The organism is Bradyrhizobium sp. SZCCHNS30572 (genome assembly GCF_032484415.1).
Lineage (GTDB): Bacteria > Pseudomonadota > Alphaproteobacteria > Rhizobiales > Xanthobacteraceae > Bradyrhizobium.
In genome coordinates this window covers 55,316-77,407 of the sequence record NZ_JAUESY010000014.1, presented here as the reverse complement: position 1 = coordinate 77,407, position 22,092 = coordinate 55,316, and the positions used below count along the sequence as shown (strand labels likewise).

Here is a 22,092-nt window from a genome sequence, read left to right as displayed (position 1 = left end):
CCTTGCGGCAGACGGTCTGCCGCTTCTAGAATTTGGGACTACGTTCCAAAAAATGGAACAAACGGTATCATCATGAGCGCTCTGACCAACGCCATCGACATCCTGCGCTGTTTCTCGACCGCGCGGCCCGACCTCTCCTTTGCCGACGTCCAGGTCCTGACCGGCAAACCGAAAAGCTCGACCTCCCGCCTGCTCCGCTCGCTGCGCGATTGCGGCCTGCTCGAGCAGGATCCGCACAGCCGCCGCTACCGGCCGGGCCTGCTCACCTTCGAGCTCGGGCGGCTGCACCGGGCCCATGACGACCTGATCGCCACCGCCGAGCGCGAGCTGCGCGATGTCTGCGCGCGCACCGGCCACACCGGCTACATCGCCGTGCTCGACGGCTATCAGCAGGTGGTGCTGCGCATCGTGCCCGGCTCCAATCCGCTGCGCGTCGTCAACCCGCCGGGCCAGCGCACGCCGGCCATCATCACCTCGAACGGCCGCGCTATGCTGGCGCGTCTGACAGACCAGGAGATCCGGGCGCGCGTGCCGCTCGACTACCCGAAGGTCCCGGCCAACTCGCCGCAGAACTTCACCGAGCTGATGGCGCGGCTGAACGAGATCCGCCGGACCGGCATCTCGGACGCCGCCGACGAGGCCATCGAGGGCGTCGGCTCGCAGGGCTTTGCGCTGACGAGCGGCGAGAGCGGTGAGCTGATCGGCATCGCCGTCTCCTACTCGGTCCAGGCCACCACCGAGATCGAGCGTGCCAATGTCCGCCGCGAGCTCGGCAGCATGGCCGCAAAGCTGCGGCGCATGACCGGCGATCCGCTCGGCCAGACCATCGAGCAATTGGCCGGACTGGCCTCCTGATGACGAGCAGCAGCGCGCCGCGCGTCAACAGCCTGGCGCTGTTGATCCTGCCGAGCGCGCTGCTGTTTGCGTTGTTCTTCTTTCTGCCGATCGGATTGATGGCGGTGATGAGCGTCCTGACCGGCAACCCCGTGGTCATGCCGAACGTCGCCCTCACAGCCAGGCACTATGCCCGCATGGGCAATGACGGCTACTATCTCGAGGTGATCTGGACCACGATCCGGATCGGCCTCTGGACGACGCTCGCCGCGCTCGTGATCGGCTACCCGCTCGCGCATTGGATGGCGCGGATCAAGAGCCGCACCGGCCATGCGCTGCTGCTGATGGCCGTGCTGGCGCCGATGCTGACCGGCATCGTGGTGCGTACCTTCGCCTGGATGACGCTGCTGTCCGACAAGGGTGTCATCAACCAGATCCTGGCCTCGCTCGGGCTGGTCACAAGGCCGTTGCAGCTGATGTACAATGAGACGGGCATCATCATCGGCCTGGTCCACATCTATGTGCCTTTCATGGTGCTGACGCTCACCGGCGTGATCGGTCGCATCGACGAGCGGCTGGAGCAGGCGGCGGAGAATCTCGGCGCCAGCCCATGGCGCGCATTTCTCGAGGTCACCCTGCCGCTCAGCCTGCCCGGCATCCTCGCCGGCTCGCTGCTCATCTTCGCGCTCGCGATCAGCGCCTATGTCACCCCGATCCTGCTCGGCGGCTTCCAGGTCATGACCTTGCCGATCCTGATCTACCAGCAGATCTCCGCCAACTTCAACGTCGGCTTCGCGGCTGCGCTCGGCATGGTGCTGCTCATCATTTCGCTCTCGCTCGTCATCGCGTATAATCACGTGCTCGGCCTCGTTTCGGGCCAGCGCGAGCTGCAATGAGGGCGCAGATGACGAGCCTTGCTCCGGGATCGCGGCCGCCGCTCGCTGCGCCAATCGGTCTGGCGGCCACACCTGCCCTTCGCAGCAAGGCGCGGCCGCTCCGGTGGGGCCGCAGGCTCTATCTCGCCGCCAACACCGCCATCCTCGTCTTCCTGCTGGCGCCGATTGCGATCGTGATCGTGTTCGCGCTCAACCCGACGCCTTTCATCCAGTTTCCACCAGTCGGCATCTCCTTTCGCTGGTTCGAGAAATTCTTCGCCTCGGGCGACTTCATGCACGCGCTGCTGTTCAGCATCGAAGTCGCGGCCATGACCACGGTCGCGGCCACCGTGCTGGGCGCCTCGGCCGCGCTGGCGATCGCCCGCGGCAACCTGCCAGGCTCCCGGCTGATCGTGGCGACCATGCTGTCGCCGCTCATGCTGCCGGCGATCCTGACCGGTCTTGCGCTGTTCCAGTCCTACGTACTGCTCGACGTCGGACGCCCGGTGTGGGGGCTGGTGGCTGGTCACACGCTGGTGACGATTCCCTACGTGGTGCGGACCACGCTCGCCGTGCTGCACAATTTCGATGTCAGGTTGGAGGAAGCCGCGCAGAATCTCGGCGCCAGCCCCACCCGGACCTTCTTCGAGATCACGCTGCCGCTGGTGAAGCCCGGCGTTCTGGCAGGCGCGATCTTTGCTTTCATCGTCTCGTTCGACCAGTTTCCGGTGTCGCTGTTCCTGGTCGCGCCGGGCAGCGAGACCTTGCCGATCACGCTGTTCAACTATCTGAAGTTCGATCTCGACGGCACCATCGGCGCGGCCTCGGTGGTCTCGATCCTGCTCGCCTTCATCGTCGTCATCGCGCTCGACCGCACCGTAGGTCTTCGCTCCTACGTCAAACTCTAAGGGAGATCCCGGACATGACCGCCTCATCGCGTCGTTTTCCCCTGAGCCGCCGCCGCCTGCTGACCGCGGCTGCGTCGCTCGGCGCCGGCGTTGTCGCTGCTCCCTTTGTCGCGCGTGCGGACGAGCCCGTTCTCAACGTCACCGGCTGGGGCGGCAAATGGGGTGACGTGATGAAGGCCGAGATCGGCCCGGCCTTCGAAAGCGAGTTCAAGTGCAAGCTCAAGACCGACACCGCGCTGCCATTCCTGCCGAAGCTGCAGGCGAGTTCGCGCTCGGCTCCCATCTACGACGTGCTGCACACCAACTCCAACGAGCAGTGGGCGGCCGTGGAGATGGGTCTCGTCGAGCCCAAGGTCGACCCCAAGCTGGTTCCGAACATTGCCGACGTCTACCCTTACGCCGTCAGCGACAAGATCGTCGGCGTCTGCATCTTCACCAGCGCCATCGGGCTCGGCATGCGCACCGACAAGGGCTATGGGAGCGTCACGTCGTGGAAAGACTACTGGGATGCGAAATTCAACGGCGCGCGCGGCGGCTATGTGATCCCTGCCAATAGCCTTGGACAGGCGTTCGTGATGATGTGCGGCGCCCTGTATGGCAAGGGCCAGACCGACCTCGACGCCGCCTATGCAGCGCTGGAGAAGCTGAAGCCGATCAAGCTGGTCGACTTCACCGGCGCGATGGAGAAGCTGATCCTGTCCGGTGAGGTCGGCCTCGGCATCCTGCATGATTCCGGCATCTATCGTTACGACGGCCAGAACCAGCCGGTCGACTTCGTCACGCCAAACGAGGGCGTGCTGTCGCTCGAGCAAGTGCTGAGCATCACGCCTGGCAGCAAGGTGAAGGATCTCGCCAACGCCTATATCAACTACATGCTGCGCCCCGAGGTTCAAAAGCGCCTCGCTGAGACCGTCTGGTATTCGCCGGCCAACAAGAAGGTCAAGCTCGACTCCAAGTATGACGCCAAGCTGCTGACGACGCCGGAGAAGGTCGGCAAGCTGATCCAGGTCGACTGGAAGTGGTACAACGCACGGAAGGACGAGATCGACAGCCGGGTCAACCGGATATTCCGCGCATGAGCGCTGCCATCGAGATCGCCGCGGTCAGCAAGATCTATGACGGCGGCGTACGCGCAGTCGACGCGGTTGCCGTGAACATCAGGCCTGGCGAGTTCTTTTCGCTGCTCGGCCCGTCCGGCTGCGGCAAGACCACCACCCTGCGCATGATCGCCGGCTTCGACAGCCCAAGCGCCGGCGAGATCCGCCTCGACGGCGCCGACATCACCCACGTGCCGGCGCACAAGCGCGACATGGCGATGGTGTTCCAGAACTACGCCCTGTTCCCGCACCGGACCGTGGCCGAGAACGTCGCCTTCGGCCTGCGCATGCGCAAGATCGACAAGGCGACGATTGCCGCGAAGGTGAAGGCAGCGCTGGCGATGGTTGAACTCGGAGGCCTGGAGAACCGCAGGCCGGCGCAACTGTCCGGCGGCCAGCAGCAGCGCGTCGCGCTCGCCCGCGCCATCGTCATCTCGCCCCGCGTGCTGCTCTGCGACGAGCCGCTCGGCGCGCTCGACAAGAAATTGCGCCAGCAGATGCAGTTCGAACTCAAGCGGCTGCAGAAGACGCTTGGCCTCACCCTCGTGTTCGTCACCCACGACCAGGGGGAGGCGCTGGCCATGTCGGACCGCATCGCGGTCATGAACGCCGGCCGCGTCGAGCAGATCGGCACCCCGCTCGAGATCTACGATCAGCCGCGGACGCGTTTCGTTGCCGATTTCATCGGCGACACCAACATTTTTCGTGGTCAGCGCGTGACCTTGGACAAGGGCGTCGGGATAGCCGTCGGCAACGGTCTGGTGCTGGCCCTGGCGGACACAGTTGCAGCAGCCGAGGCCGAGGTTCTGTCGGTCGCGCTGCGGCCGGAGAAGATCTCGGTATCGCCAGCCGAGGTGGCCGATGCCAAGCGGACAGGCATGTCCGCGCGCGGCACAGTCGAGAGCACCAATTTCCTCGGCGGCGCGGTGCTGTACCGCATCGCCCTGGAGTGCGGACAGCACGTGCTGGCGCAACAGCCGAATTCCGGAGCTGGTCCTCTCCACGCGCCGGGTCAAACGGTCACGCTCGACTGGCGTCCGGCCGATCTCGTCATTCTCGAGGATTGATATTGTGAGCGTTATATTCCTATTCCCGCAGCAGTACCGTGCGCCGCAGTCACAGAGCGACGTCGAAGAGCTTGTGCCGTGAGCGCAGCCGGCATGAAGACGATCAGCCTCGACGACATCGAGGCGCTCGCGGTCGGCGCCTGGATCCTCGGCACCGGCGGCGGCGGCAGTCCCTATCTCGGCCTGCTCAACCTGCGCCGGCTCTATGCGGAGGGGCGTCGCGTGCAGATGATATCGCCGCTCGACCTCGCCGACGACGACTGGGTCGCGGTGGTCTCCAACATGGGCGCCCCCTTGGTCGGGCAGGAACGGCTGGCCGACAGCCGCAGCATCGCGCGTGCGGTGCGCATGCAGGAGGAGATCAACGGCATCACATTTCGCGCCGTGATGTCGGTCGAGATCGGCGGCGGCAACGGCATGCAGGCGCTGATGGCGGCGGCGCATCTGAACATCCCCGTGGTCGACGCCGACTGCATGGGCCGCGCCTTTCCCGAGGCGCAGATGACGTCGGTCGCGATCGGCGACCTCAAGCCCTATCCCTGCACGCTCTACGATCCGCGCGGCATCGAGGCCGTCGTGACCAAGGTGCCGAGCTGGAAGTGGATGGAGCGCGCCAGCCGCAAGATCTGCGTCGAGATGGGCTCGATCGCCTCGACCAGCAAGGCGCCGCGCACGGGCCGCGAGGTCAAGGACTGGGGCATCCATTTCACGACCACCAAGGCGATCGCGATCGGCCGTGCGGTCGAGGCAGCGAACCGGAGCCACCAGGATCCGATCGCGGCGATCCTCGATTGCGAGGGCGGCCAGCGGCTGTTCAGCGGCAAGATCGTCGACGTCGAGCGCCGCACCACCGAGGGCTTTCTGCGCGGCAGCGCCGTCGTGGAGGGCAGCGACGACGATCGCGGCACCCGGCTCAAGCTGTCGTTCCAGAACGAATGGATCGTGGCTTGGCGCGATGGCGAAGCGATCGCGATGTCGCCAGACCTGATCTGCGTGCTCGACAGCGTCAACGGCCACGGCATCGGCACCGAGACGGCGCGCTACGGCCAGCGCGTCACCGTGATCGCGCTGCCCGCGCCCGCCGTATTGACCAGCCCGCGCGGGCTCGAATTCGTCGGCCCCCGCGCCTTCGGTTACGACCTCGATTTCCGGTCGCTGTTTGCGACCCCTGGAGCTCCCTGAGAATGAAGCGGATTGGCATTGACGTCGGTGGCACCAACACCGACGCCGTCCTGATTGCCGACGACCAGGTCGTCCACTCCGTCAAGGCTGCGACCACCGCCGACGTCACCTCCGGCATCCTCGCGGCGCTGAAGGCGCTGCGAGAAAATCCCGCGGCGGCCGTGCCGGTCGACGCGGTCGTGATCGGCACCACGCATTTCATCAATGCGGTGGTGCAGCGGCGGCACCTGCAGAAGATCGGCGCGATCCGCATCGGGATGCCCGCCTCCGCCTCGCTGCCGCCGTTCTGCGACTGGCCGGGCGATCTCGCCGCGCTGGTCAGCGGCGAGACCTTCATGCTCGAAGGCGGCCACGATTATGATGGCCGCCCATTCATGCCGCTCGACATCGGCGGCCTGAAAGCCGCCGCGCGCGCGATCAAGGCCAAGGGCCTGCGCGCGGTCGCGGTCGCCTCGTCGTTCTCGCCGCTCGACCCGAGCTGTGAGATCGCGGCGCGGGAAATCCTCGCCGAGATCTGCCCTGATGTGGCCGTCACGCTCTCGCACGACCTCGGCCGCATCGGACTGCTGGAGCGCGAGAACGCCGCCCTGCTCAATGCCGCGCTCCACGACCTCGCGGTCACGACGGTCGCCGCCTTCCGCAAGGCGATCGCGGAGTCCGGCATCGATGCGCCGCTGTTCCTGACGCAGAACGACGGCACCGTGATGCAGGCGGAGATCGCGACCGCCTTCCCGGTCATGAGCTTCGCCTCCGGCGCCACCAACTCGATGCGCGGCGCCGCGTATCTCTCCGGCCTCGACGACGCCATGGTCGTCGACGTCGGCGGCACCACCAGCGACATCGGCCAGTTGCGCCACGGCTTTCCGCGCGAGGCCAACACCGTCGTCGAGGTCGGTGGCGTCCGCACCCTGTTCCGCATGCCCGATTTGCTCTCGATCGGGCTCGGCGGCGGCAGCCATGTCGAGCAGGATCCGGTCCGCGTCGGCCCGCTCAGCGTCGGATACCGGCTGACATCCGACGCGCTGGTGTTTGGCGGCAACCGCCTGACCGCGACCGACATCGCGGTCGCGGCGGGGCTGATCGACATCGGCGACAGATCGCGCGTCGCGCATCTGCCGAAAAGCCTGATCGACGCCGCGCTCGCCGACGCCCACCGCAAGCTCGAGGGCGACATCGACCGCATGAAGACCGAGGCCGGCGACGTGCCGCTGCTCGCGGTGGGCGGCGGCGCCTTCCTGGTGCCGGAGCGCCTTGCCGGCATCTCCACCATCGTGCGCGTCGACCATGGCGACTGCGCCAACGCGGTCGGCGCCGCCATCGCCCAGGTCTCCGGCGAGGCCGACCAGGTCTTCCGCGACCTGACCCGCGACGAGGCCATCGCGGCGGCGCGGGCCATCGCCGAGGAGCGCGCGGTGCAGGCCGGCGCCGACCGCGACACGCTCAAGACGGTCGATGTCGAGGACATGCCGATCGCCTACCTCCCCGGCAACGCGCTGCGCGTCCGCGTCCGCGTCGCCGGCGCCATCGCCGAGCCGACCATCGGCGCGGCGGCGTAGTCCATCGTCGCTACGCCAGCTCGGCGATCCGCTCGACCCCGGCCTCCGCGCCCTGCGCCTTGGCCGCCGCCATCGAGCCGCCGAGGTCGATGCCGCGGCAGGCGTTGTCGATGACGATGGCCGCGAAGCCGAGCCGCCGCGCATCGACCGCCGAATAGTGCACGCAGAAATCGGTGGCGAGACCGACCAGGAAAACCCGCTTCAGGCCGCGCTCGCGCAGGTAGCCGGCGAGGCCCGTGGGCGTGGTCTTGTCGTTCTCGAAGAACGCCGAGTAGGAATCGATCGCGGCACGAAAGCCCTTGCGGATGATGAGCTGCGCCTTGTCGGTCGCAAGCTCGGCATGGAAGGCGGCGCCCGGCGTGCCCTGGATGCAGTGGTCCGGCCACAAGGTCTGCGGCCCGTAGGGCATCGTGACGCTCTCGAACGGCGCCTTGCCGGGGTGGCTCGAGGCGAACGAGCTGTGTCCCGCCGGGTGCCAGTCCTGGGTCAGGACGACGTGATCGAACATCCCGCTCAGCCGGTTGATCGCCGGCACCACGGCATCGCCGTCGGCCACGGCGAGCGCGCCGCCGGGACAAAAATCGTTCTGCACATCGATGATGAGCAGCAAATCCTCGTTGGCCCTGATCTGCATTCCGGTCTGCATCCGTTTCACGCGTACTCCATCAAGGATGGCCCCAAGCCGCGGCGATCTCAAGCCGGGCCGCCGAATAATCCGCGGCAAGCCAGCCCCTCCATTTTGGAATCCCTGCCCTGCAGGATGGGCCTGGAAACACCCGCCGATTCATGGATTCTCCTGGCGGGAGAGCGTGGCCGATGCAGACTGCCGTCACACACCATTCCGCGAGCCAGCGTCTCGAGCGCTGGGCGGTCGCCACCCTGCGCGAGGCCGGCGCGATCGTCGAATGCGAACAGCACGGCTGGATGCGCGAGCGCGGCGACCCGCATGCGCTGGCGCGGGCGCTTCGCATCGCACGCGACGATCCGCCACGCGGCTTGTGTAGTTCGGACGCGCTCGCGGCGATCGAGGCCGTCCTGGCCGCGACCGGCGACACCTGCCCTGATTGTTCACGGCACGGAGAGCCGGAATATCCGCCATGATTCAAATAAGTGATTCCGTAGCTACCCCGAGATGCCCTAGCCTGAGGCCTCCACCGGGAGACGCAATCATGCCGAATCATCCGGTCCCGTGGCTGCTGCGCAAGCCATGCCCGACCTGCGGCCGTGCGCTCGCGGTTCGCGAGGGCAAGGGCGGGCGCCGCGAGCTTGCTTGCCCGACCTGCGATGGGCCCGATCCGCTGCACTCGCCCAAGGCGCTCCGCTGGGCGAGGGGATCGCTTCGGCCGCCGGAGCGGCCGAAGCAGCATTGACGTCACTGGCGCGTCAGCTTGCGCTCGACTTTCTTGCGGCTGTTGCCGACCTTCTTGACCGCCTTCTTCACCGCGGACGCCGAGCGGCCGCTCTTCTTGGCTTCGTAGCGGACTTCGTGGTCCTGTCCACCCGCGACGCGGGCGCGATCCTGGTTGCGTCCGCGCGCTGACTTTGCGGTCGAGGCTTTCTTCTTCGTTGCCATGGTGCATCTCCTTATCAGCGCGCAACGCACGACGCAGCGAAGCGGTTCCGCCGATGAGGGAGCCCCATCGCATCGATCAGCCGAGGTCGAACTTGACGCCCTGCGCCAGCGGCAGGCTGCGGCCGTAGTTCACGGTGTTGGTGGCCCGGCGCATATAGGCCTTCCATGAATCCGAGCCGGACTCGCGGCCGCCGCCGGTCTCCTTCTCGCCGCCGAACGCGCCGCCGATCTCGGCGCCCGAGGGGCCGATATTGACGTTGGCGATGCCGCAATCGGAGCCGCGCGACGACACGAACAGTTCGGCCTCGCGCAGATCATTGGTGAAGATCGAGGACGACAGCCCCTGCGGCACCGCATTGTGCAGCTCGATCGCGGCATCGAGATCGCGATACGGCATCACGTACAGGATCGGCGCAAACGTCTCGCGCTCGACCGGGCCGGATTGCGATTCGATCTCGACCAGGGCCGGCCGCACGTAGTACGCCTCCGCAAAGCCGCCGACCGCGACGCGCTCGCCGCCGAACACGCGGCCGCCGTGATCCCGCGCGGCGCTCAGCGCGTCCTGCATGGCGTCGTAGGCGCCGCGATCGATCAGCGGGCCGATCAAGGTGCCCTGCTCCAGCGGATTGCCGATCGCCACCGAGGCGTAGGCCTGCTTCAGCCGCGGCACGAACTGGGTGTAGACGTCGGCATGCACGAACAGGCGGCGCAGGCTGGTGCAGCGCTGGCCCGCGGTGCCCATCGCCGCGAACGCCACGGCGCGCAGGGTGAGATCGAGGTCGGCCGTGGGCGTGACGATCGCGGCATTGTTGCCGCCGAGCTCGAGAATGGCGCGGGCAAAGCGGCCGGCAAGACAGGCGCCGACGACGCGGCCCATGGCGGTCGATCCGGTCGCCGACACCAGCGGTACCCTGGCATCGTCGACCAGCATCTCGCCGACCGCGCGGCCGCCGAGCAGCAGGCCGGCGAGCCCCTCCGGCGCCTCGCCGCCCTCGCGACGATAACGCTGCAGCGCACGCGCCAGCAGCGCGTCGGTCGCGAGCGCGGTGAGCGGCGTCTTCTCCGACGGCTTCCAGACGACGCTGTTGCCGCACACCAGCGCCAGCGCTGCATTCCAGGCCCACACCGCCACGGGGAAGTTGAAGGCGGAGATCACGCCGGTGACCCCCAGGGGATGCCAGGTCTCCATCATCCGGTGCTCGGCGCGCTCGGTGGCGATGGTCAGGCCATAGAGCTGGCGTGACAGGCCGACGGCGAAGTCGCAGATGTCGATCATCTCCTGGACCTCGCCGAGCCCCTCGGAGACGATCTTGCCGGCCTCGATCGAGACCAGGCGGCCGAGCGCGGCCTTGTGGGCGCGCAGCTCCTCGCCGAACAGCCGCACCAGTTCGCCGCGCTTCGGTGCCGGCTTGAGCCGCCACTGCAGGAACGCGGCATGCGCGCGTGCGATCACCGCGGTCGCATCCGCCCTGCTGTCGTCATGCACATGGGCCAACACCTCGCCGGTCACGGGCGAACGGGCGGCGCGCGTCCCACCGCGCAGCCGCTCCGGCGCGACGCCGAGCGAGGTCAGGATCTCGGCCGTTTCGACAACGAGTGTCAGGGGCGATGCTTGGCTGGGCGACATATGCAACTCCGGATTGTCCCACGCACCGGTGCACGCGAGACGTCATGAATGGTCCATCGTAAACGCCCCCGTGTAGATCAAATCCGGCTGCGGCGCGAGCACCCGCGCGCTGGGCAAACGGCCACTGGGCAGGTCGCTCGTCGGCGCACGGAGGCGTCCTCCCGCTCGTTCTGTTTCGCGCGCGCCGGCTGAGCCTTCTGGCGCGCATCGGCGCGATCCCGCGACGCAACGCGCCCGGGCTGATGAGATCGATGAACCCTCGCGAAACACGAGGGCGCAGGGAATGCCGGGAGCTGGCCGCCCCCATGGCCCGCCTGCGGAAAAAAATGCAGGCGGCAGGAACCACAGGTTCAGCCGAGACATCCCGGCATTCCCCGCGCGATGGTCTTCACGCTTATACCGTGATCTCCCCGGTGTACGGCTCTTTAGCCACCGTCGCCCTCGGACTCATCGCCCGAAAGCTTAGCGCCAGCGTCGCGGCGCCAGGACCACACGACTTCACGTCCGCCAGCTGCCGTTCGTCCGCGTGCAAGCACGCCGCGGCAGATGAGCGGCCATCGCCTCCCCGCCTCACGTGTCGTGACGATCGCGATACGCCCCTCGTGGCGAAGCAGGATGGATGCAGTAGAGCACATTTTCTGGAAAAGCGAAAGCGCTTTTTTTTGGAGCGCCGCAGCGACCGAAGGTCGTTCATGACACGTCTTCGTTGGCAGACGGATTGTGATCGTCGAGGAAAACGGCAAAGCGGCCCTCGCAACAAAGATCATTGCGGCCCTATCCGCCTCGATATACCAACGTCGCATATGTCCTCGCGAGAGACGATCAGCATGACGATCGAGACTTGGTTCGCGTTTGCGGGAACGTCCATCATCCTCCTGGTGATCCCGGGGCCGACGGTTCTGCTGGTGGTCTCCTATGCGCTGGGCCAGGGGTGGCGAACCGCGCTGCCGACGGCCGTCGGCGTCGCGCTGGGCGACTTCACCGCCATGACCTTGTCCATGCTGGGCGTCGGTGCGTTGCTGGCGACCTCGGCGCTGCTGTTCACCGTGCTGAAATGGATCGGCGCGGCCTATCTCGTCTGGCTCGGGATCAAGCTGTGGCAGGCCGGCGGCGCGCTGAACGCCGTGCCGCGGACCGACAGGACCTCGGCGCTGAAGATGCTCGGTCACGCCTGGATCGTCACGGCGCTGAACCCGAAGAGCATCACCTTCTTCGTCGCGTTCTTGCCGCAGTTCCTCAGTCCGAACGGCAGCTTCCTCACGCAGATGGTGGTGTTCGAATCGACCTTCGTCGTGCTCGCCTTCGCCAACGCCGTCGGCTATGCGCTGATCGCCTCGCGCGCCCGCGCGCTCGTACGGAGCGCGAAGGTGATCAGCATCTTCAACAAGGCGGGCGGCACCCTTCTGATCGGTGCGGGCGTCGCCGCCGCGGCGGCGCGGACGGCGCAGAACTGAACGGGCTGCGACCTTCGGCCGGGATTGTCGCCGGCCACATCGGATGACGACGCCCGCGAGGCGTCGTCCAGGTTTCTGCAACGCGCAGGTCAGGCTATATTGCCGCCGTCACCTGTTATCGAGCAGGCTTTGCCATGGCCGACACACACCCATCCAGTCCCGAGCTCTGGCCGTCGATCCAGCACGAGGCCCGGCGCATCGCCGCGGCCGATCCCGTGTTCAGCCGCGCCCTGTCGGCTGCAATCCTCGACCATTCTGATCTCGGCAGCGCCGTCGCGCAGCAGATTGGCATCCGCCTCGGCAGCGGCGATGCCGCGCGCGCCCGATTTGCCGCGGTCGCGCGCGAGGCGTATGCCGCCGCGCCTGAGCTCGTCGAGGCGGCGGGTCGCGACCTCGGGGCGATCGCGGCGCAGGATCCAGCGACGACGGCGCTGCTGCCGCCGCTGCTGAACTACAAAGGCTACGTCGCGCTGCAGGCGCATCGCGTCGCGCACTGGCTCTGGAGCAACGGGCAACCCGACCTGGCGCTCCTGCTACAGGCGGACTCGTCAACATCCCTGCAGGTGAGCATCCATCCCTCGGCGCGGCTCGGGACCGCGGTGTTTCTCGATCATGCCACCGGCATCGTCATTGGCGCCCACAGCAGCATTGGCCACGACGTCACCATTCTGCAGAACGTTACGATCGGGCGACACGACGCGCTGCCCGGCCGCGCCCCGCGGATCGGCCGCGGCGTGCTGCTCGCCTCGGGCGCGACCGTGCTGGGCGACGTCGCGATCGGCGACTTTGCCAAGATCGGCGCCGGTGCCGTCGTCACCACCGATGTGCCGTCGGGCTGCACCGCCGTGGGCGCGCCGGCTCGGCTGACGAACTGCCCGGAGCAGCCGGTCCCAGCCTGACCACGACTCCTCGCGACCCCTGGGGCGGCCGGTTCTACAGCAATGTTTCAAGCTTGCCCGCGGTGACGGAGACCAGGTCGCGGATCTTGTCGCACTCGGCAGCAAGCGATGCGAGGGCCGGATCCGACCTGATGCATCGCTCCAGATTGTCGACCGCGCTTCGCCAAGCCTCCAATTCGCGCCGCAGCCGTCCGATCTCGCTGGTGACCACCGCATCGCGCCGCCGTTCTGCTCTCGCGTCGATGATACGCAACGGGGCCCGGGCGGGAAATGCGAGGATATCTGCCACGGATCGCCCCGATGGGAAAGGTGGAATTCGGCGAAGACGACAGGCGCATGACGTGCGGGGCGGCGGCATTGCCTGCGACGGCGCGGCGGCCTGGATTGACAGGCCGCCGCGCGATCGGTGCTTTCCGATCCGACCTCAAGCCGCGGCGCGCTCGGCCAGAGCCTGAGCCTCGGCCGCGGCGCGCGCCATGCTGGACGACATCTCGCTCGTGACGGTGCTCTGCTCCTCGACGGCGGCGGCCGTCGACGTCACATACTCGCTGACGTTCTGGATCGCCTGCTTGATCGAGCCGAGAGACGTGACGACGCCCCCGGAAATATTGTTGAGACTGTCGATCTCGGTCGCGATCTTGTCGGTGGCGGTCTTTGCCTGGGTGGCAAGGTTCTTGACCTCGGAGGCAACCACGGCAAAGCCTCTGCCAGCTTCGCCGGCCCTGGCGGACTCGATGGTGGCATTCAGCGCCAGCAGATTGATCTGGCCGGTGATGTTGTGGATCATCTCGACGATGCCGCTCATCGACTGAGCGGCATCCGAGAGCCGCTGCGCCTGCGCATCGGCTGAGGTGACACGGTCCACCGCGCCCATGGCGGTCTCGCGCGACTTCGTCATGGCTTCGGAAATCTCGCGCACGGACGCGTTGAGCTCCTCCGCGCCCGCCGCCACCGATTCCATCATGGCGCGCACGCGCTCGTTGCCCATGCGAACGAAGACCTGCCGGGTGACGTCGGTCGCGTATTTGACCACCTTGAACGGCTTGCCGTTGAGGTCGAGGATCGGATTGTAGGAGGCCTGGATATAGACCTCCCGGCCGCCCTTGCCGATGCGCTTGTATTCGGCCGACTGGTACTGACCACGGTTCAGGCTGGCCCAGAAGTCGCGGTAGGCGGCGCTCTCCCGCTCGGACGGTTCGACGAACATGCTGTGATGCTTGCCCCGGATCTCGGCCAGCGTGTAGCCGAGCGCGTGCAGGAAATTGTCGTTCGCGGTGATGACCGTGCCGTCCATGTTGAACTCGATCACGGCCTGGGACTTGCCGATGGCCTCGATCTGGCCGGCGAGGTCGGCGTTCTTCAGCTTCTGCGCGGTGACATCGGTTGCGAACTTGACGACTCCGATCGGCCTGCCCGTCGCATCGAGCACCGGATTGTAGGTGGCGAGGATCCACACTTCCTTGCCGCCCTTGCCGATGCGCTTGTATTCGCCGCCCTGATATTCGCCGCGATTGAGAGCTGCCCAGAACTCGCGGTAGGCCGCGCTGTCGCGCAGCGCGGGTTCGACGAACATGCTGTGATGCTTGCCCTGGATCTCGTCGAGGCGATAGCCCAGCGCATCCAGGAAATTCTTGTTGGCACTGACGATGGTGCCGTCGAGCTTGAATTCGATCATGGCCTGCGCGCGATCGATGGCGGCAAGCTTGGAGCCGTCGGCCATGCTGCGCAGCTTCTTCTCGGTGATGTCGGTCGCGAACTTGACGACCTTCACCGGCTTGCCGGCGCTGTCGAGGACGGGATTATAGGACGCTTCGATCCAGATTTCGCGACCGCCCTTGCCGATGCGCTTGAACTCGGCGGCCTTGAGCTCGCCGCGGCTCAGCGCCGCCCAGAACTCGCGGTAGGCGGCACCGTCGCGTTCGGAAGGCTCCACGAACATGCTGTGATGCCTGCCCTGGATTTCCTCTAGCTGATAGCCGAGTGCGTTCAGGAAGTTCTTGTTCGCGGTGATGATCGTGCCGTCGAGCTGGAATTCGATCACGGCCATCGCGCGACTGATTGCTGCAAGCTGTGCTTCCGCGTCCGAGCGGCTGTTCGATCGAAACAACAAGATAACCTCCAGATGAATAGTTCGTTTGCAGATGGTCGGCGGCGACGACGATCGTCCCGCGCGCCCGGCGACATGTCTGCGCAAAAATTGATGCAACTTGTTCCACTCTCGTTAAAGCGCGTTGAGAATTCCGGCTTTTCCGTAGTTCTACCGCTGTGACATGACGTCCGACATACAATAACGTCGCGCGGAAGCTGCGCTGCGGCCCCCGGAGCGTCGACAATCGGGCGCGTGGCGCGGAGATCGTGGGGCGTCGCCTTGTTGGCGTGCAGCTCCTCTCCGAACAGCCGCACCAGCTCGCAGGACCTCGGCGCCGGGAGCAACCGCCACTGCAAGAACGCCTGATGCGCGCGGGCGATCACCGCGGTCCATCATCCCTGGTGTCGTCATGGACCTGGGCCGGCGATCCTCCGATCAGCGGTGGTCCCGTTGGACGGCAGAGCTACACCGCCTCGACCACCGCCTTCAAAGCGTCAGAGACCTTTGTGGCGAGCGTCGCGAGCGCCGCATTCTCGATGGCCTGCATCGAGGCGACGGGATTCACGGCGGCGACCTCGACCTTCCCGCCGATCTCCTGGACGATGACGTTGCAGGGAAGCATGGTGCCGATCCGGCTCTCCGCCTGCAATGCCTCATGCGCCAGCTTCGGATTGCAGGCGCCCAGGATGGTGTAGGGCCGAAAGTCGGCGCCGATCTTCTCGCGCAGCGTCGCCTGCACATCGATGCGGGTCAGAACGCCAAAGCCGCGTGCCTTCAGCTCGGCCGTCACCCGCTCGATCGCCGCGTCGAACGATAGATTGACCGCTTTGGCAAAATAGTAGGTCATGCTCGCCTCTTTTCCGGCTGGTCTGCCGCCGCGTCGACGCAGTTCGTCGCACGCGGCGATCGGATCTGACGGCGGCACTGTTGCGCGTCCGTGCGGCGGGCACTTGATCGAGATCAGCGAAATGGCCGCACTTGCCGGACTCGCGCCAGCGCAGGCCCGGCCATCACGCCGGTTTGACGCCGGTCATTGCGGCCCGTGCATGAACGCCTGCATCTCTTCCGGGGTCAACTTGCCGTCCTTGTTGCTGTCCATGGCCTTGAAGATGCGCTCATGCGCCGCCTGGAATTCCTGCAGCGAGATCGTGCCGTCGCCGTCGGTGTCGACAAGTGCGAACACCATGCGCATCAATGCCGGGCCCATGACGCCGCCGCCCATCCCGCCGCGTCCCATCGGGCCGGGCATATGCCCCATCATGCCGCCGCCCATCATGCCGCCAATCGGCGAGCCGGTTCCCGGGGCCATCGCAGGCGGCATCTTCTGCTGATCCGGCGTGGTCTGGCTTTGCGCCAGAGCGGCGGCGGTGCCGCAGGCAAAAACCAGGGCTGATATCGTCAGTCGCAACATGGCTCGGCGCATGGAAGCCTCCTCGAATGCGTCATCACGCGCGACAAGTCCGCCGACCGGGCATCGATCCTATGAGGACCCTTCACGATTTCCTGTGTCCGCATGGCGGCACTGACGGCGCCGCGGATCACGCTGCGCTGATCCGCCCTACTCGTTTCGATCTACCGGCCGCAATGACAGTCTCGCGCGCCGCTTTCCTCATATTCATCGTGCAGGCGCACCCAATCGGAGAGGTTGCCGCGGCCGGTCTCGTTGCGGCCCTTGGGCGTGAGATCGAGATAGTGATAGGCGCCGATCAGGGGATCGCCGCCGCGGGAGCGGACCTGGAACGTGCAGAAGATGTTACCGGCGTCGTCCTTGGTGAACACGGTCAGGCCCGGGAGCTCGGGCGACCTGCTCGTCAAGGGTGCGAAATTGTAGGCGGCCTTGCCCGTCGCGATCTGCTCGTCCGAGAACGAGACCTGAAAGTCGAAGTTGAAATCACTGCCCTCGGATGACACCCAGTCGAACGCCCAGCCCATGCGCGCCTTGAATGGCGCGATCTCGGCGAGCGGCGCACGCGACACGACGACCAGGCTGACGTCGTGGTGGCGGAGGTGCTGGTTGGCGCCGTCGATGTGGTCGCACAGAAACGAGCAGCCGGGACAGCGGTGCGGATCGCCCGGCGCCATCATGAAATGATAGACGATCAGCTGGCTCCGTCCCTGAAACAGATCGCCCAGGCTGACGGGTCCGTCCGCCGCCTGGAAGACATAGTCCTTCTCGACCCGGACCCACGGCAAAGCCCGGCGGGCGGCAGCCAGCGCATCGCGCTGCCTGATGAAGGCCTTCTCCTGGGCGAGGTGGGCGCGATGCGCTTCGGTCCATTCGTCCGCAGTGACTATTCTGGGGGTCATGTCTGGAGTCCTCCGTGTCCTTCGCAGAGGACGATGCAAGGTTCGGCGGTCCGACACCGACGCCATCTATTTTCTCGGCGGGTCATCGCAGCGCGGCCGGGTGCGGGGAACCGCGGATCGACCAGAAAAGGCCAGCGTCGGGCGCCCCCACTCCCATCTCAGACCGGCGTGCGCGGTCGACCTGATCCACCGCCCGCTCTCGTCCGTTTCGGGGCAGCCATGGCAGACGTGTCGGATCAGAGCAGTGACTCCCACAGCGGTCGGACCGAGCCGGCGCGCTGCCGCGGCTGCGGCCAACCGGCGCGCGCGGTTCAGAGCATCCTGAACCCACGAACCGGCGAAGCGGCGCGTCTGTTCAATTGTACCGCCTGCGGATCTGTCAATTGGATGGACGACCGGCGGTGAGCACCGGCTCGGTCGCGGCTGGCTGCCGGCAAAAAACTGATCCGCGAGGAACAGACCTCGCATTCGGCCGTTTTCGATGATCGCCTCCGGTCCTGCAGACCCTGCCTCAAGCCGATGGTCTTGAGCTTCGCCATCGCGAGCGGGTCAGGCATCCCATGACGATCCTGACCCGCCGGTTGCGACGGCACGAGCTGAACACCATCGACACCGCGGCACCTCGGCGTTGGCTCGGCAGCGGCACGCGTGGCGCATCTCGTCGCTGAGCTGCGACAACGCCTGGCGGAGGTCGGTCTTGTCGCCGACAACGAGTATCAGTTCCCGATTACGAGCCTGCGCTCGCCGAAGCCCTCCGTCTCAGCACGGTGCATGTGAAGCGGGTGCTTCAGGAGTTCCGCGTTCAGGGTGTTCCGGACATCCGCAGGAACCTTGTCACAATGTTCGATTTTGAGATGGTCGTGGCTGCTGGAGGGTTCGATCCCGCATATCTCCACCAGATCGACGGCTCCCGCCTTCGGGTGACGGCAGATCAGGACGAACGAGATGCGCTTCTATGTGACAAGTCCTGGCGAAATGCGCGGCGATGGCGTCGATTTCGATGATGTCGAGACGGTGCTGATGCAGACGGCGGACACCGCGCTTGCAATCGCGCGCGACCGGCTCGATCCCTCCTCCACGAACGTCCGCCTCAAGGTCAGCTCCGATGACGGCGAGGTCGGGCATGTCACGGTTTCGGTGCTGATCGAGCGCGGTTGATCGCGAACTGGAGAGGTCCGAGACCGCAGCTCGCTATCAGCAGCTCGCCATCAGCCCCCGTATCACGAGATGCGCGCCTGCGACCAGACGTGGTCCATCTTCACCGCATCGAGTGCGGTCGCCAGTTCGTCGATGCGATATGGCTTCGACAGGATGCGGACGCCCGCCTCCTTGGCGGCGTGAACGGCAGCGCCCGAATAGCCGCTGGTCAGCAGGATCGGCATGTCGCCGCGCCGTTTCTGAATCTCGCGCGCCAGCTCGACACCGTTCATGCCCCCCGGCATCATGACGTCGGAGAACACGAGATCGACGGCTCGTCCGTCGGCCAGCGCACCGAGCGCCGCGGCCGCGCTGGAGGCGCGGGTCACCTCATAGCCGAGCTGGCGGAGCATCTCGCCGACGAGCGCAGCGACCTCATCGTCATCCTCGACCAGCAGCACGCGGCCTTCGTTGCGCTGGCGGGCCTGGGGCCGCTGCAGATCGATCAGATGGTGCGGCTCCCTGGACGCCGCGTGCTCGGACCTCGGAAGGTAGAGCGCAATCGTCGTCCCCTTGCCCGGCTCCGAGTCGATGCGGACGGTGCCGCGTGACTGGGTGACGAATCCATAGACCTGGGCCAGCCCGAGGCCGGACCCTTTGCCGACGTCCTTGGTCGTGAAGAACGGCTCGAACACCCGGACGCGAACCTCCTCCGTCATGCCGGTGCCGGTGTCGATCACCGACAGGCGGACGTAGTCGCCGGCGATCTGATCGTCTTGCACATTGCGGAGGTTCTCGGCCCGAACCACGATCGTGCCGCCGGTCGGCATCGCGTCGCGAGCGTTGACGGCGAGATTCAGCACGACGAGCTCGAGCTCGCCGGGGTCGACCTCGACTGGCCAGAGCGCCTCGGGGAAATCGAACTCGACGTGCACGTCGCCGCGCAGGCTGCGGTCAAGCAGCTCGCGCATGCCGCCGATCTGGCGGGCGATGTCGACCGGCTCGGGCCGCAGCTCCTGCCGGCGCGAGAACGCGAGCAACTGACGGGTCAGGCTGGCGCCGCGCTGCGCCGCCTGGATCATGCCGTCCATCAGGCGGCGACGCCGCGCCGGATCGCTCTGGCGGTCGAGCATGTCGAGCCCGCCGGAGATCACCATCAGCAGATTGTTGAAGTCGTGCGCGACGCCGCCGGTCAGCCGGCCGATGGCCTCGATCTTCTGCGTCTGGCGCAGGGTCTCCTCGACCCGCGCGCGCTCGGCCATCTCGATGCGAAGATGCTCGTTCGATTCCGCGAGCGCCCGCGTCCGCTCGACGACGAGTTGCTCGAGCTGCTGCGCCGCCTGCTCGCGCGCCTGGATGAGAGCGCGAATCTGGTATTGACGACGTCGCGCCCGCAGCGCGGACTGAACGGCGCTGGTGAGCGTGATCGGCTGGATCGGCCGTTCGAGCAGCGAGACATTGCGCAGCGCGCTTACCAGATTGCGCCGCCACGTGACGACGGCACTCTGCTCGCGGTGACTCGTGAGCACGATGAAGGGCAAATCGGACCAGGCCGGCTGCCGCTCGACCCATTGCGTGAGGGCGGCGGTGTCCTTTGCGAACAACCCTTCCTCGGCAACGAAGACCGTGCCCACGCCCGCGCTCAACTCACCGAGCAGCTGCGTGAGGTCAGAGCAGACGGTCGTCTCGATTCTTGCACTGCGGAGCAGCTCTGCCGATGCCGGCCCGTCCCGCCCGATCGGCGCGAAGACGAGGACGCGGTGATCTCGCTCAATGCCCATCCCGCACGTCCATGTCGGGGATATCCGTTCCGGTGAAGCGCGGATTGCCGGAAAATATTCCGCTGAATTCCCTGAGCGGCGGGCCGAGGGTGATGCCGGAGCTGCTCAGGCGAAACTCGCGGATGCTGTGCTCGTGGTGACCGCTGCGCTTCTTGACCACCGACAATGCGCGTCGCACCGCCCCTCCCACCTCGAAATAGCGCAGCATCAGCACGGCATCGCTGAGATAGCTGATGTCCAGCGGCGTATCCATCGGCCCGACCAGACCGTGCTGCGCGAGCACGAGGATGGTCAGCACACCCTGCTGGCCGAGATAGGTCAGCAGCTCATGCATCTGCAGGATGAGAAAGCGCTCGTCGGGCATCGCGTTGAGATAGCCGTTGAGACTGTCGATGACGATCAGGCGGGCGCCGTCCTGCTCGACGCTCTGCCGAACGATGGCGCCGAATTCGCCCGGCGACAGCTCGGCCGGGTCGACCTGCTGGAAATGGATGCGCCCGGATTCGATATGGCGTTCGAGCGGCAGGCCGAGCGTCCGGGCACGGGCTTCCACGGTGCCGCGGCCCTCGTCGAATGCGAAGAAGACCGCGTGCTCGCCGCGCTGGGCCGCCGCGATGGCGTAGATCAGCGCCACCGAGGATTTGCCGACACCGGCCCCACCGATGAGAAGCGCATTGGTGCCGCGCTCCAGCCCGCCGCCCAGGAGCTGATCGAGCTCGGCGTTGCCGCTCGAGGTGAAATCGCCGGCGAAGGATCGGTGATGCTCCGCGGCGACCAGGCGCGGAAAGATCCTGAGCCCGCCCGAGGCGATCGTGAAATCATGGAAGCCGCCCCGGAACGAGATGCCGCGCATCTTGATCACGCGCAGCCGGCGGCGCTCCGCGCCATATTCGATCGCGAGCTGCTCCAGCATCACGACACCATGCGCGACCGAGTGGAGCTGCAGGTCGTCCTGCGAGGATGACAGGTCGTCGAGCAGGACGACGGTGCAGTTGCGCTTGGTGAAGAAGTGCTTCAGCGCGAGCACCTGGCGGCGATAGCGCAGCGGGCTCTGGGCCAGCAGCCGGAGCTCCGACAGGCTGTCGATCACAACACGGCTGGGATTGATGCGCTCGACCTCGTTGAACATCAGACCGGTGGTCTCGCTGAGCTCCACCTCCGCCGGATGGAACACGGTGAGCTCGCGCTCCGGGTCGAGCGTCGTTTCCGGCGGCACCAGCTCGAACATGTCGACGCCGGCGAGCGACCAGCCATGGCGCCGCGCCACGACCTCCAGCTCGCGCCGGGTTTCCGACAGCGTGATGTACAGCACGCGCTCGCCACAACTTGCGCCCTTGAGCAGGAACTGCAGCGCTATGGTGGTCTTCCCGGTGCCGGGACGGCCTTCATACAGATACAGGCGATTGGGATCGAAGCCGCCGCCGAGAATGTCGTCGAGGCCTTCACTTCCGGTGGAAATGCGCGGCAGATCCCTGGGCCCACCCTCGTCGCTTCCGCGAACAGGCTGCTCCGTCATGCATAAGCTCCGTCGTGACAATCGAGACGACGCCGCAGCGAACCCGACAATTCGGGGCTTCGCGACGACCCGATAGGAACACAGCGGATCCGCCTCGGGTTCCCGGGTTCCGTCTCAGGCGGGCGGTTCCACGAGATCGCCGTGGCGCGGGCCCCGTGCGTTGCGATCCCCGTGCGGCATCTCGCATGGC

Annotated in this window: 22 protein-coding genes; 12 read left to right on the top strand and 10 right to left on the bottom strand. The window is 66.6% G+C overall.

Translation table 11 applies throughout. The features are described from left to right. The first annotated feature begins 72 nt into the window (after positions 1 to 72). The 7 genes from QX048_RS33620 to QX048_RS33590 all read left to right on the top strand — a co-directional run bounded on the left by QX048_RS33620 (position 73) and on the right by QX048_RS33590 (position 7,519). Positions 73 to 855: an IclR family transcriptional regulator gene (locus QX048_RS33620; RefSeq protein ID WP_315828064.1), complete on the top strand. Its 783-nt coding sequence runs from the start codon at positions 73 to 75 to the stop codon at positions 853 to 855. Beyond that, positions 855 to 1,730, top strand: a complete 876-nt coding sequence (locus tag QX048_RS33615; RefSeq protein WP_315828063.1) for an ABC transporter permease — start codon at positions 855 to 857, stop codon at positions 1,728 to 1,730. Before QX048_RS33620 ends, QX048_RS33615 begins: the two co-directional genes overlap by 1 nt. A gap of 8 nt (positions 1,731 to 1,738) precedes the next feature. Then, entirely contained in the window at positions 1,739 to 2,617 is an 879-nt protein-coding gene (locus tag QX048_RS33610) for an ABC transporter permease (RefSeq protein WP_315715496.1), read from the top strand. Positions 2,618 to 2,631: 14 nt separating this feature from the next. After that, positions 2,632 to 3,696, top strand: coding sequence for an extracellular solute-binding protein (locus QX048_RS33605; RefSeq protein ID WP_315828062.1), 1,065 nt, complete (start codon positions 2,632 to 2,634; stop codon positions 3,694 to 3,696). Beyond that, positions 3,693 to 4,781 carry an ABC transporter ATP-binding protein gene (locus tag QX048_RS33600; protein ID WP_315828061.1) on the top strand — a complete coding sequence of 363 codons (1,089 nt, stop codon included), beginning with the start codon at positions 3,693 to 3,695 and terminating at the stop codon, positions 4,779 to 4,781. The genes QX048_RS33605 and QX048_RS33600 overlap by 4 nt, the downstream gene beginning before the upstream one ends. Positions 4,782 to 4,859: 78 nt before the next feature. Further along, positions 4,860 to 5,963, top strand: coding sequence for a DUF917 domain-containing protein (locus QX048_RS33595; RefSeq protein ID WP_315828060.1), 1,104 nt, complete (start codon positions 4,860 to 4,862; stop codon positions 5,961 to 5,963). Between the two features lie 2 nt (positions 5,964 to 5,965). Then, positions 5,966 to 7,519 carry a hydantoinase/oxoprolinase family protein gene (locus tag QX048_RS33590; RefSeq protein ID WP_315828059.1) on the top strand — a complete coding sequence of 518 codons (1,554 nt, stop codon included), beginning with the start codon at positions 5,966 to 5,968 and terminating at the stop codon, positions 7,517 to 7,519. 10 nt (positions 7,520 to 7,529) lie between these two features. Here the strand turns inward: QX048_RS33590 and pncA are convergent, their stop codons facing one another. After that, complete coding sequence (gene pncA, locus QX048_RS33585) at positions 7,530 to 8,165, bottom strand: bifunctional nicotinamidase/pyrazinamidase (RefSeq protein ID WP_315752148.1); 636 nt, start codon at positions 8,163 to 8,165, stop codon at positions 7,530 to 7,532. A 170-nt stretch (positions 8,166 to 8,335) separates the two neighbouring features. On the opposite strand from pncA, the gene QX048_RS33580 reads away from it, so the two are divergent. Both QX048_RS33580 and QX048_RS33575 read left to right on the top strand, forming a co-directional pair. Further along, entirely contained in the window at positions 8,336 to 8,620 is a 285-nt protein-coding gene (locus QX048_RS33580; protein ID WP_315715490.1) for a hypothetical protein, read from the top strand. 68 nt (positions 8,621 to 8,688) lie between these two features. Next, positions 8,689 to 8,889, top strand: coding sequence for a hypothetical protein (locus tag QX048_RS33575; RefSeq protein ID WP_315715489.1), 201 nt, complete (start codon positions 8,689 to 8,691; stop codon positions 8,887 to 8,889). A gap of 2 nt (positions 8,890 to 8,891) precedes the next feature. On the opposite strand, the gene QX048_RS33570 is transcribed toward QX048_RS33575, so the two are convergent. Both QX048_RS33570 and QX048_RS33565 read right to left on the bottom strand, forming a co-directional pair. After that, positions 8,892 to 9,092, bottom strand: a complete 201-nt coding sequence (locus tag QX048_RS33570) for a DUF3606 domain-containing protein (protein WP_315715488.1) — start codon at positions 9,090 to 9,092, stop codon at positions 8,892 to 8,894. A gap of 76 nt (positions 9,093 to 9,168) precedes the next feature. Beyond that, positions 9,169 to 10,719: an aldehyde dehydrogenase family protein gene (locus tag QX048_RS33565; protein ID WP_315828058.1), complete on the bottom strand. Its 1,551-nt coding sequence runs from the start codon at positions 10,717 to 10,719 to the stop codon at positions 9,169 to 9,171. An 827-nt stretch (positions 10,720 to 11,546) separates the two neighbouring features. Here QX048_RS33565 and QX048_RS33560 point away from each other — a divergent pair. Both QX048_RS33560 and QX048_RS33555 read left to right on the top strand, forming a co-directional pair. Beyond that, positions 11,547 to 12,173: a LysE family translocator gene (locus QX048_RS33560; RefSeq protein WP_315715486.1), complete on the top strand. Its 627-nt coding sequence runs from the start codon at positions 11,547 to 11,549 to the stop codon at positions 12,171 to 12,173. Positions 12,174 to 12,307: 134 nt separating this feature from the next. Further along, positions 12,308 to 13,072, top strand: a complete 765-nt coding sequence (locus QX048_RS33555; RefSeq protein ID WP_315828057.1) for a serine O-acetyltransferase — start codon at positions 12,308 to 12,310, stop codon at positions 13,070 to 13,072. Positions 13,073 to 13,106: 34 nt separating this feature from the next. Here QX048_RS33555 and QX048_RS33550 read toward each other — a convergent pair whose 3' ends face one another. The 5 genes from QX048_RS33550 to QX048_RS33530 all read right to left on the bottom strand — a co-directional run bounded on the left by QX048_RS33550 (position 13,107) and on the right by QX048_RS33530 (position 17,468). Beyond that, positions 13,107 to 13,361 carry a hypothetical protein gene (locus QX048_RS33550; RefSeq protein WP_315828056.1) on the bottom strand — a complete coding sequence of 85 codons (255 nt, stop codon included), beginning with the start codon at positions 13,359 to 13,361 and terminating at the stop codon, positions 13,107 to 13,109. 135 nt (positions 13,362 to 13,496) lie between these two features. Further along, a complete protein-coding gene (locus QX048_RS33545; protein WP_316188125.1) occupies positions 13,497 to 15,119 on the bottom strand; it encodes a PAS domain-containing methyl-accepting chemotaxis protein in 1,623 nt (540 codons plus the stop codon). A gap of 505 nt (positions 15,120 to 15,624) precedes the next feature. After that, positions 15,625 to 16,008 carry a DUF302 domain-containing protein gene (locus QX048_RS33540; protein WP_315715482.1) on the bottom strand — a complete coding sequence of 128 codons (384 nt, stop codon included), beginning with the start codon at positions 16,006 to 16,008 and terminating at the stop codon, positions 15,625 to 15,627. Between the two features lie 183 nt (positions 16,009 to 16,191). Then, positions 16,192 to 16,584: an EF-hand domain-containing protein gene (locus QX048_RS33535; protein ID WP_315715481.1), complete on the bottom strand. Its 393-nt coding sequence runs from the start codon at positions 16,582 to 16,584 to the stop codon at positions 16,192 to 16,194. A 149-nt stretch (positions 16,585 to 16,733) separates the two neighbouring features. Next, the gene (locus tag QX048_RS33530; RefSeq protein WP_315715480.1) at positions 16,734 to 17,468 is read right to left on the bottom strand and encodes a thioredoxin family protein; all 735 of its coding nucleotides are present in this window, start codon (positions 17,466 to 17,468) and stop codon (positions 16,734 to 16,736) included. Positions 17,469 to 18,413: 945 nt separating this feature from the next. On the opposite strand from QX048_RS33530, the gene QX048_RS33525 reads away from it, so the two are divergent. Then, positions 18,414 to 18,626: a hypothetical protein gene (locus QX048_RS33525; RefSeq protein ID WP_315752098.1), complete on the top strand. Its 213-nt coding sequence runs from the start codon at positions 18,414 to 18,416 to the stop codon at positions 18,624 to 18,626. Between the two features lie 62 nt (positions 18,627 to 18,688). Here the strand turns inward: QX048_RS33525 and QX048_RS33520 are convergent, their stop codons facing one another. Then, the gene (locus QX048_RS33520) at positions 18,689 to 20,386 is read right to left on the bottom strand and encodes a response regulator (RefSeq protein ID WP_315828054.1); all 1,698 of its coding nucleotides are present in this window, start codon (positions 20,384 to 20,386) and stop codon (positions 18,689 to 18,691) included. After that, positions 20,376 to 21,902 carry an ATPase domain-containing protein gene (locus QX048_RS33515; RefSeq protein ID WP_315752100.1) on the bottom strand — a complete coding sequence of 509 codons (1,527 nt, stop codon included), beginning with the start codon at positions 21,900 to 21,902 and terminating at the stop codon, positions 20,376 to 20,378. Before QX048_RS33515 ends, QX048_RS33520 begins: the two co-directional genes overlap by 11 nt. Between the last annotated feature and the right edge of the window lie 190 nt (positions 21,903 to 22,092).

Excerpts from the sequence above, each read along its gene's own strand:
- QX048_RS33620 (WP_315828064.1), top strand. The coding sequence starts at position 73 with ATGAGCGCTCTGACCAACGCCATCGACATCCTGCGCTGTTTCTCGACC.
- QX048_RS33615 (WP_315828063.1), top strand. The coding sequence starts at position 855 with ATGACGAGCAGCAGCGCGCCGCGCGTCAACAGCCTGGCGCTGTTGATC.
- QX048_RS33610 (WP_315715496.1), top strand. The coding sequence starts at position 1,739 with ATGACGAGCCTTGCTCCGGGATCGCGGCCGCCGCTCGCTGCGCCAATC.
- QX048_RS33605 (WP_315828062.1), top strand. The coding sequence starts at position 2,632 with ATGACCGCCTCATCGCGTCGTTTTCCCCTGAGCCGCCGCCGCCTGCTG.
- QX048_RS33600 (WP_315828061.1), top strand. The coding sequence starts at position 3,693 with ATGAGCGCTGCCATCGAGATCGCCGCGGTCAGCAAGATCTATGACGGC.
- QX048_RS33590 (WP_315828059.1), top strand. The coding sequence starts at position 5,966 with ATGAAGCGGATTGGCATTGACGTCGGTGGCACCAACACCGACGCCGTC.
- pncA (WP_315752148.1), bottom strand. The coding sequence starts at position 8,165 with ATGCAGACCGGAATGCAGATCAGGGCCAACGAGGATTTGCTGCTCATC.
- QX048_RS33580 (WP_315715490.1), top strand. The coding sequence starts at position 8,336 with ATGCAGACTGCCGTCACACACCATTCCGCGAGCCAGCGTCTCGAGCGC.
- QX048_RS33575 (WP_315715489.1), top strand. The coding sequence starts at position 8,689 with ATGCCGAATCATCCGGTCCCGTGGCTGCTGCGCAAGCCATGCCCGACC.
- QX048_RS33570 (WP_315715488.1), bottom strand. The coding sequence starts at position 9,092 with ATGGCAACGAAGAAGAAAGCCTCGACCGCAAAGTCAGCGCGCGGACGC.
- QX048_RS33565 (WP_315828058.1), bottom strand. The coding sequence starts at position 10,719 with ATGTCGCCCAGCCAAGCATCGCCCCTGACACTCGTTGTCGAAACGGCC.
- QX048_RS33560 (WP_315715486.1), top strand. The coding sequence starts at position 11,547 with ATGACGATCGAGACTTGGTTCGCGTTTGCGGGAACGTCCATCATCCTC.
- QX048_RS33555 (WP_315828057.1), top strand. The coding sequence starts at position 12,308 with ATGGCCGACACACACCCATCCAGTCCCGAGCTCTGGCCGTCGATCCAG.
- QX048_RS33545 (WP_316188125.1), bottom strand. The coding sequence starts at position 15,119 with ATGGCCGTGATCGAATTCCAGCTCGACGGCACGATCATCACCGCGAAC.
- QX048_RS33540 (WP_315715482.1), bottom strand. The coding sequence starts at position 16,008 with ATGACCTACTATTTTGCCAAAGCGGTCAATCTATCGTTCGACGCGGCG.
- QX048_RS33535 (WP_315715481.1), bottom strand. The coding sequence starts at position 16,584 with ATGCGCCGAGCCATGTTGCGACTGACGATATCAGCCCTGGTTTTTGCC.
- QX048_RS33530 (WP_315715480.1), bottom strand. The coding sequence starts at position 17,468 with ATGACCCCCAGAATAGTCACTGCGGACGAATGGACCGAAGCGCATCGC.
- QX048_RS33525 (WP_315752098.1), top strand. The coding sequence starts at position 18,414 with ATGCGCTTCTATGTGACAAGTCCTGGCGAAATGCGCGGCGATGGCGTC.
- QX048_RS33520 (WP_315828054.1), bottom strand. The coding sequence starts at position 20,386 with ATGGGCATTGAGCGAGATCACCGCGTCCTCGTCTTCGCGCCGATCGGG.
- QX048_RS33515 (WP_315752100.1), bottom strand. The coding sequence starts at position 21,902 with ATGACGGAGCAGCCTGTTCGCGGAAGCGACGAGGGTGGGCCCAGGGAT.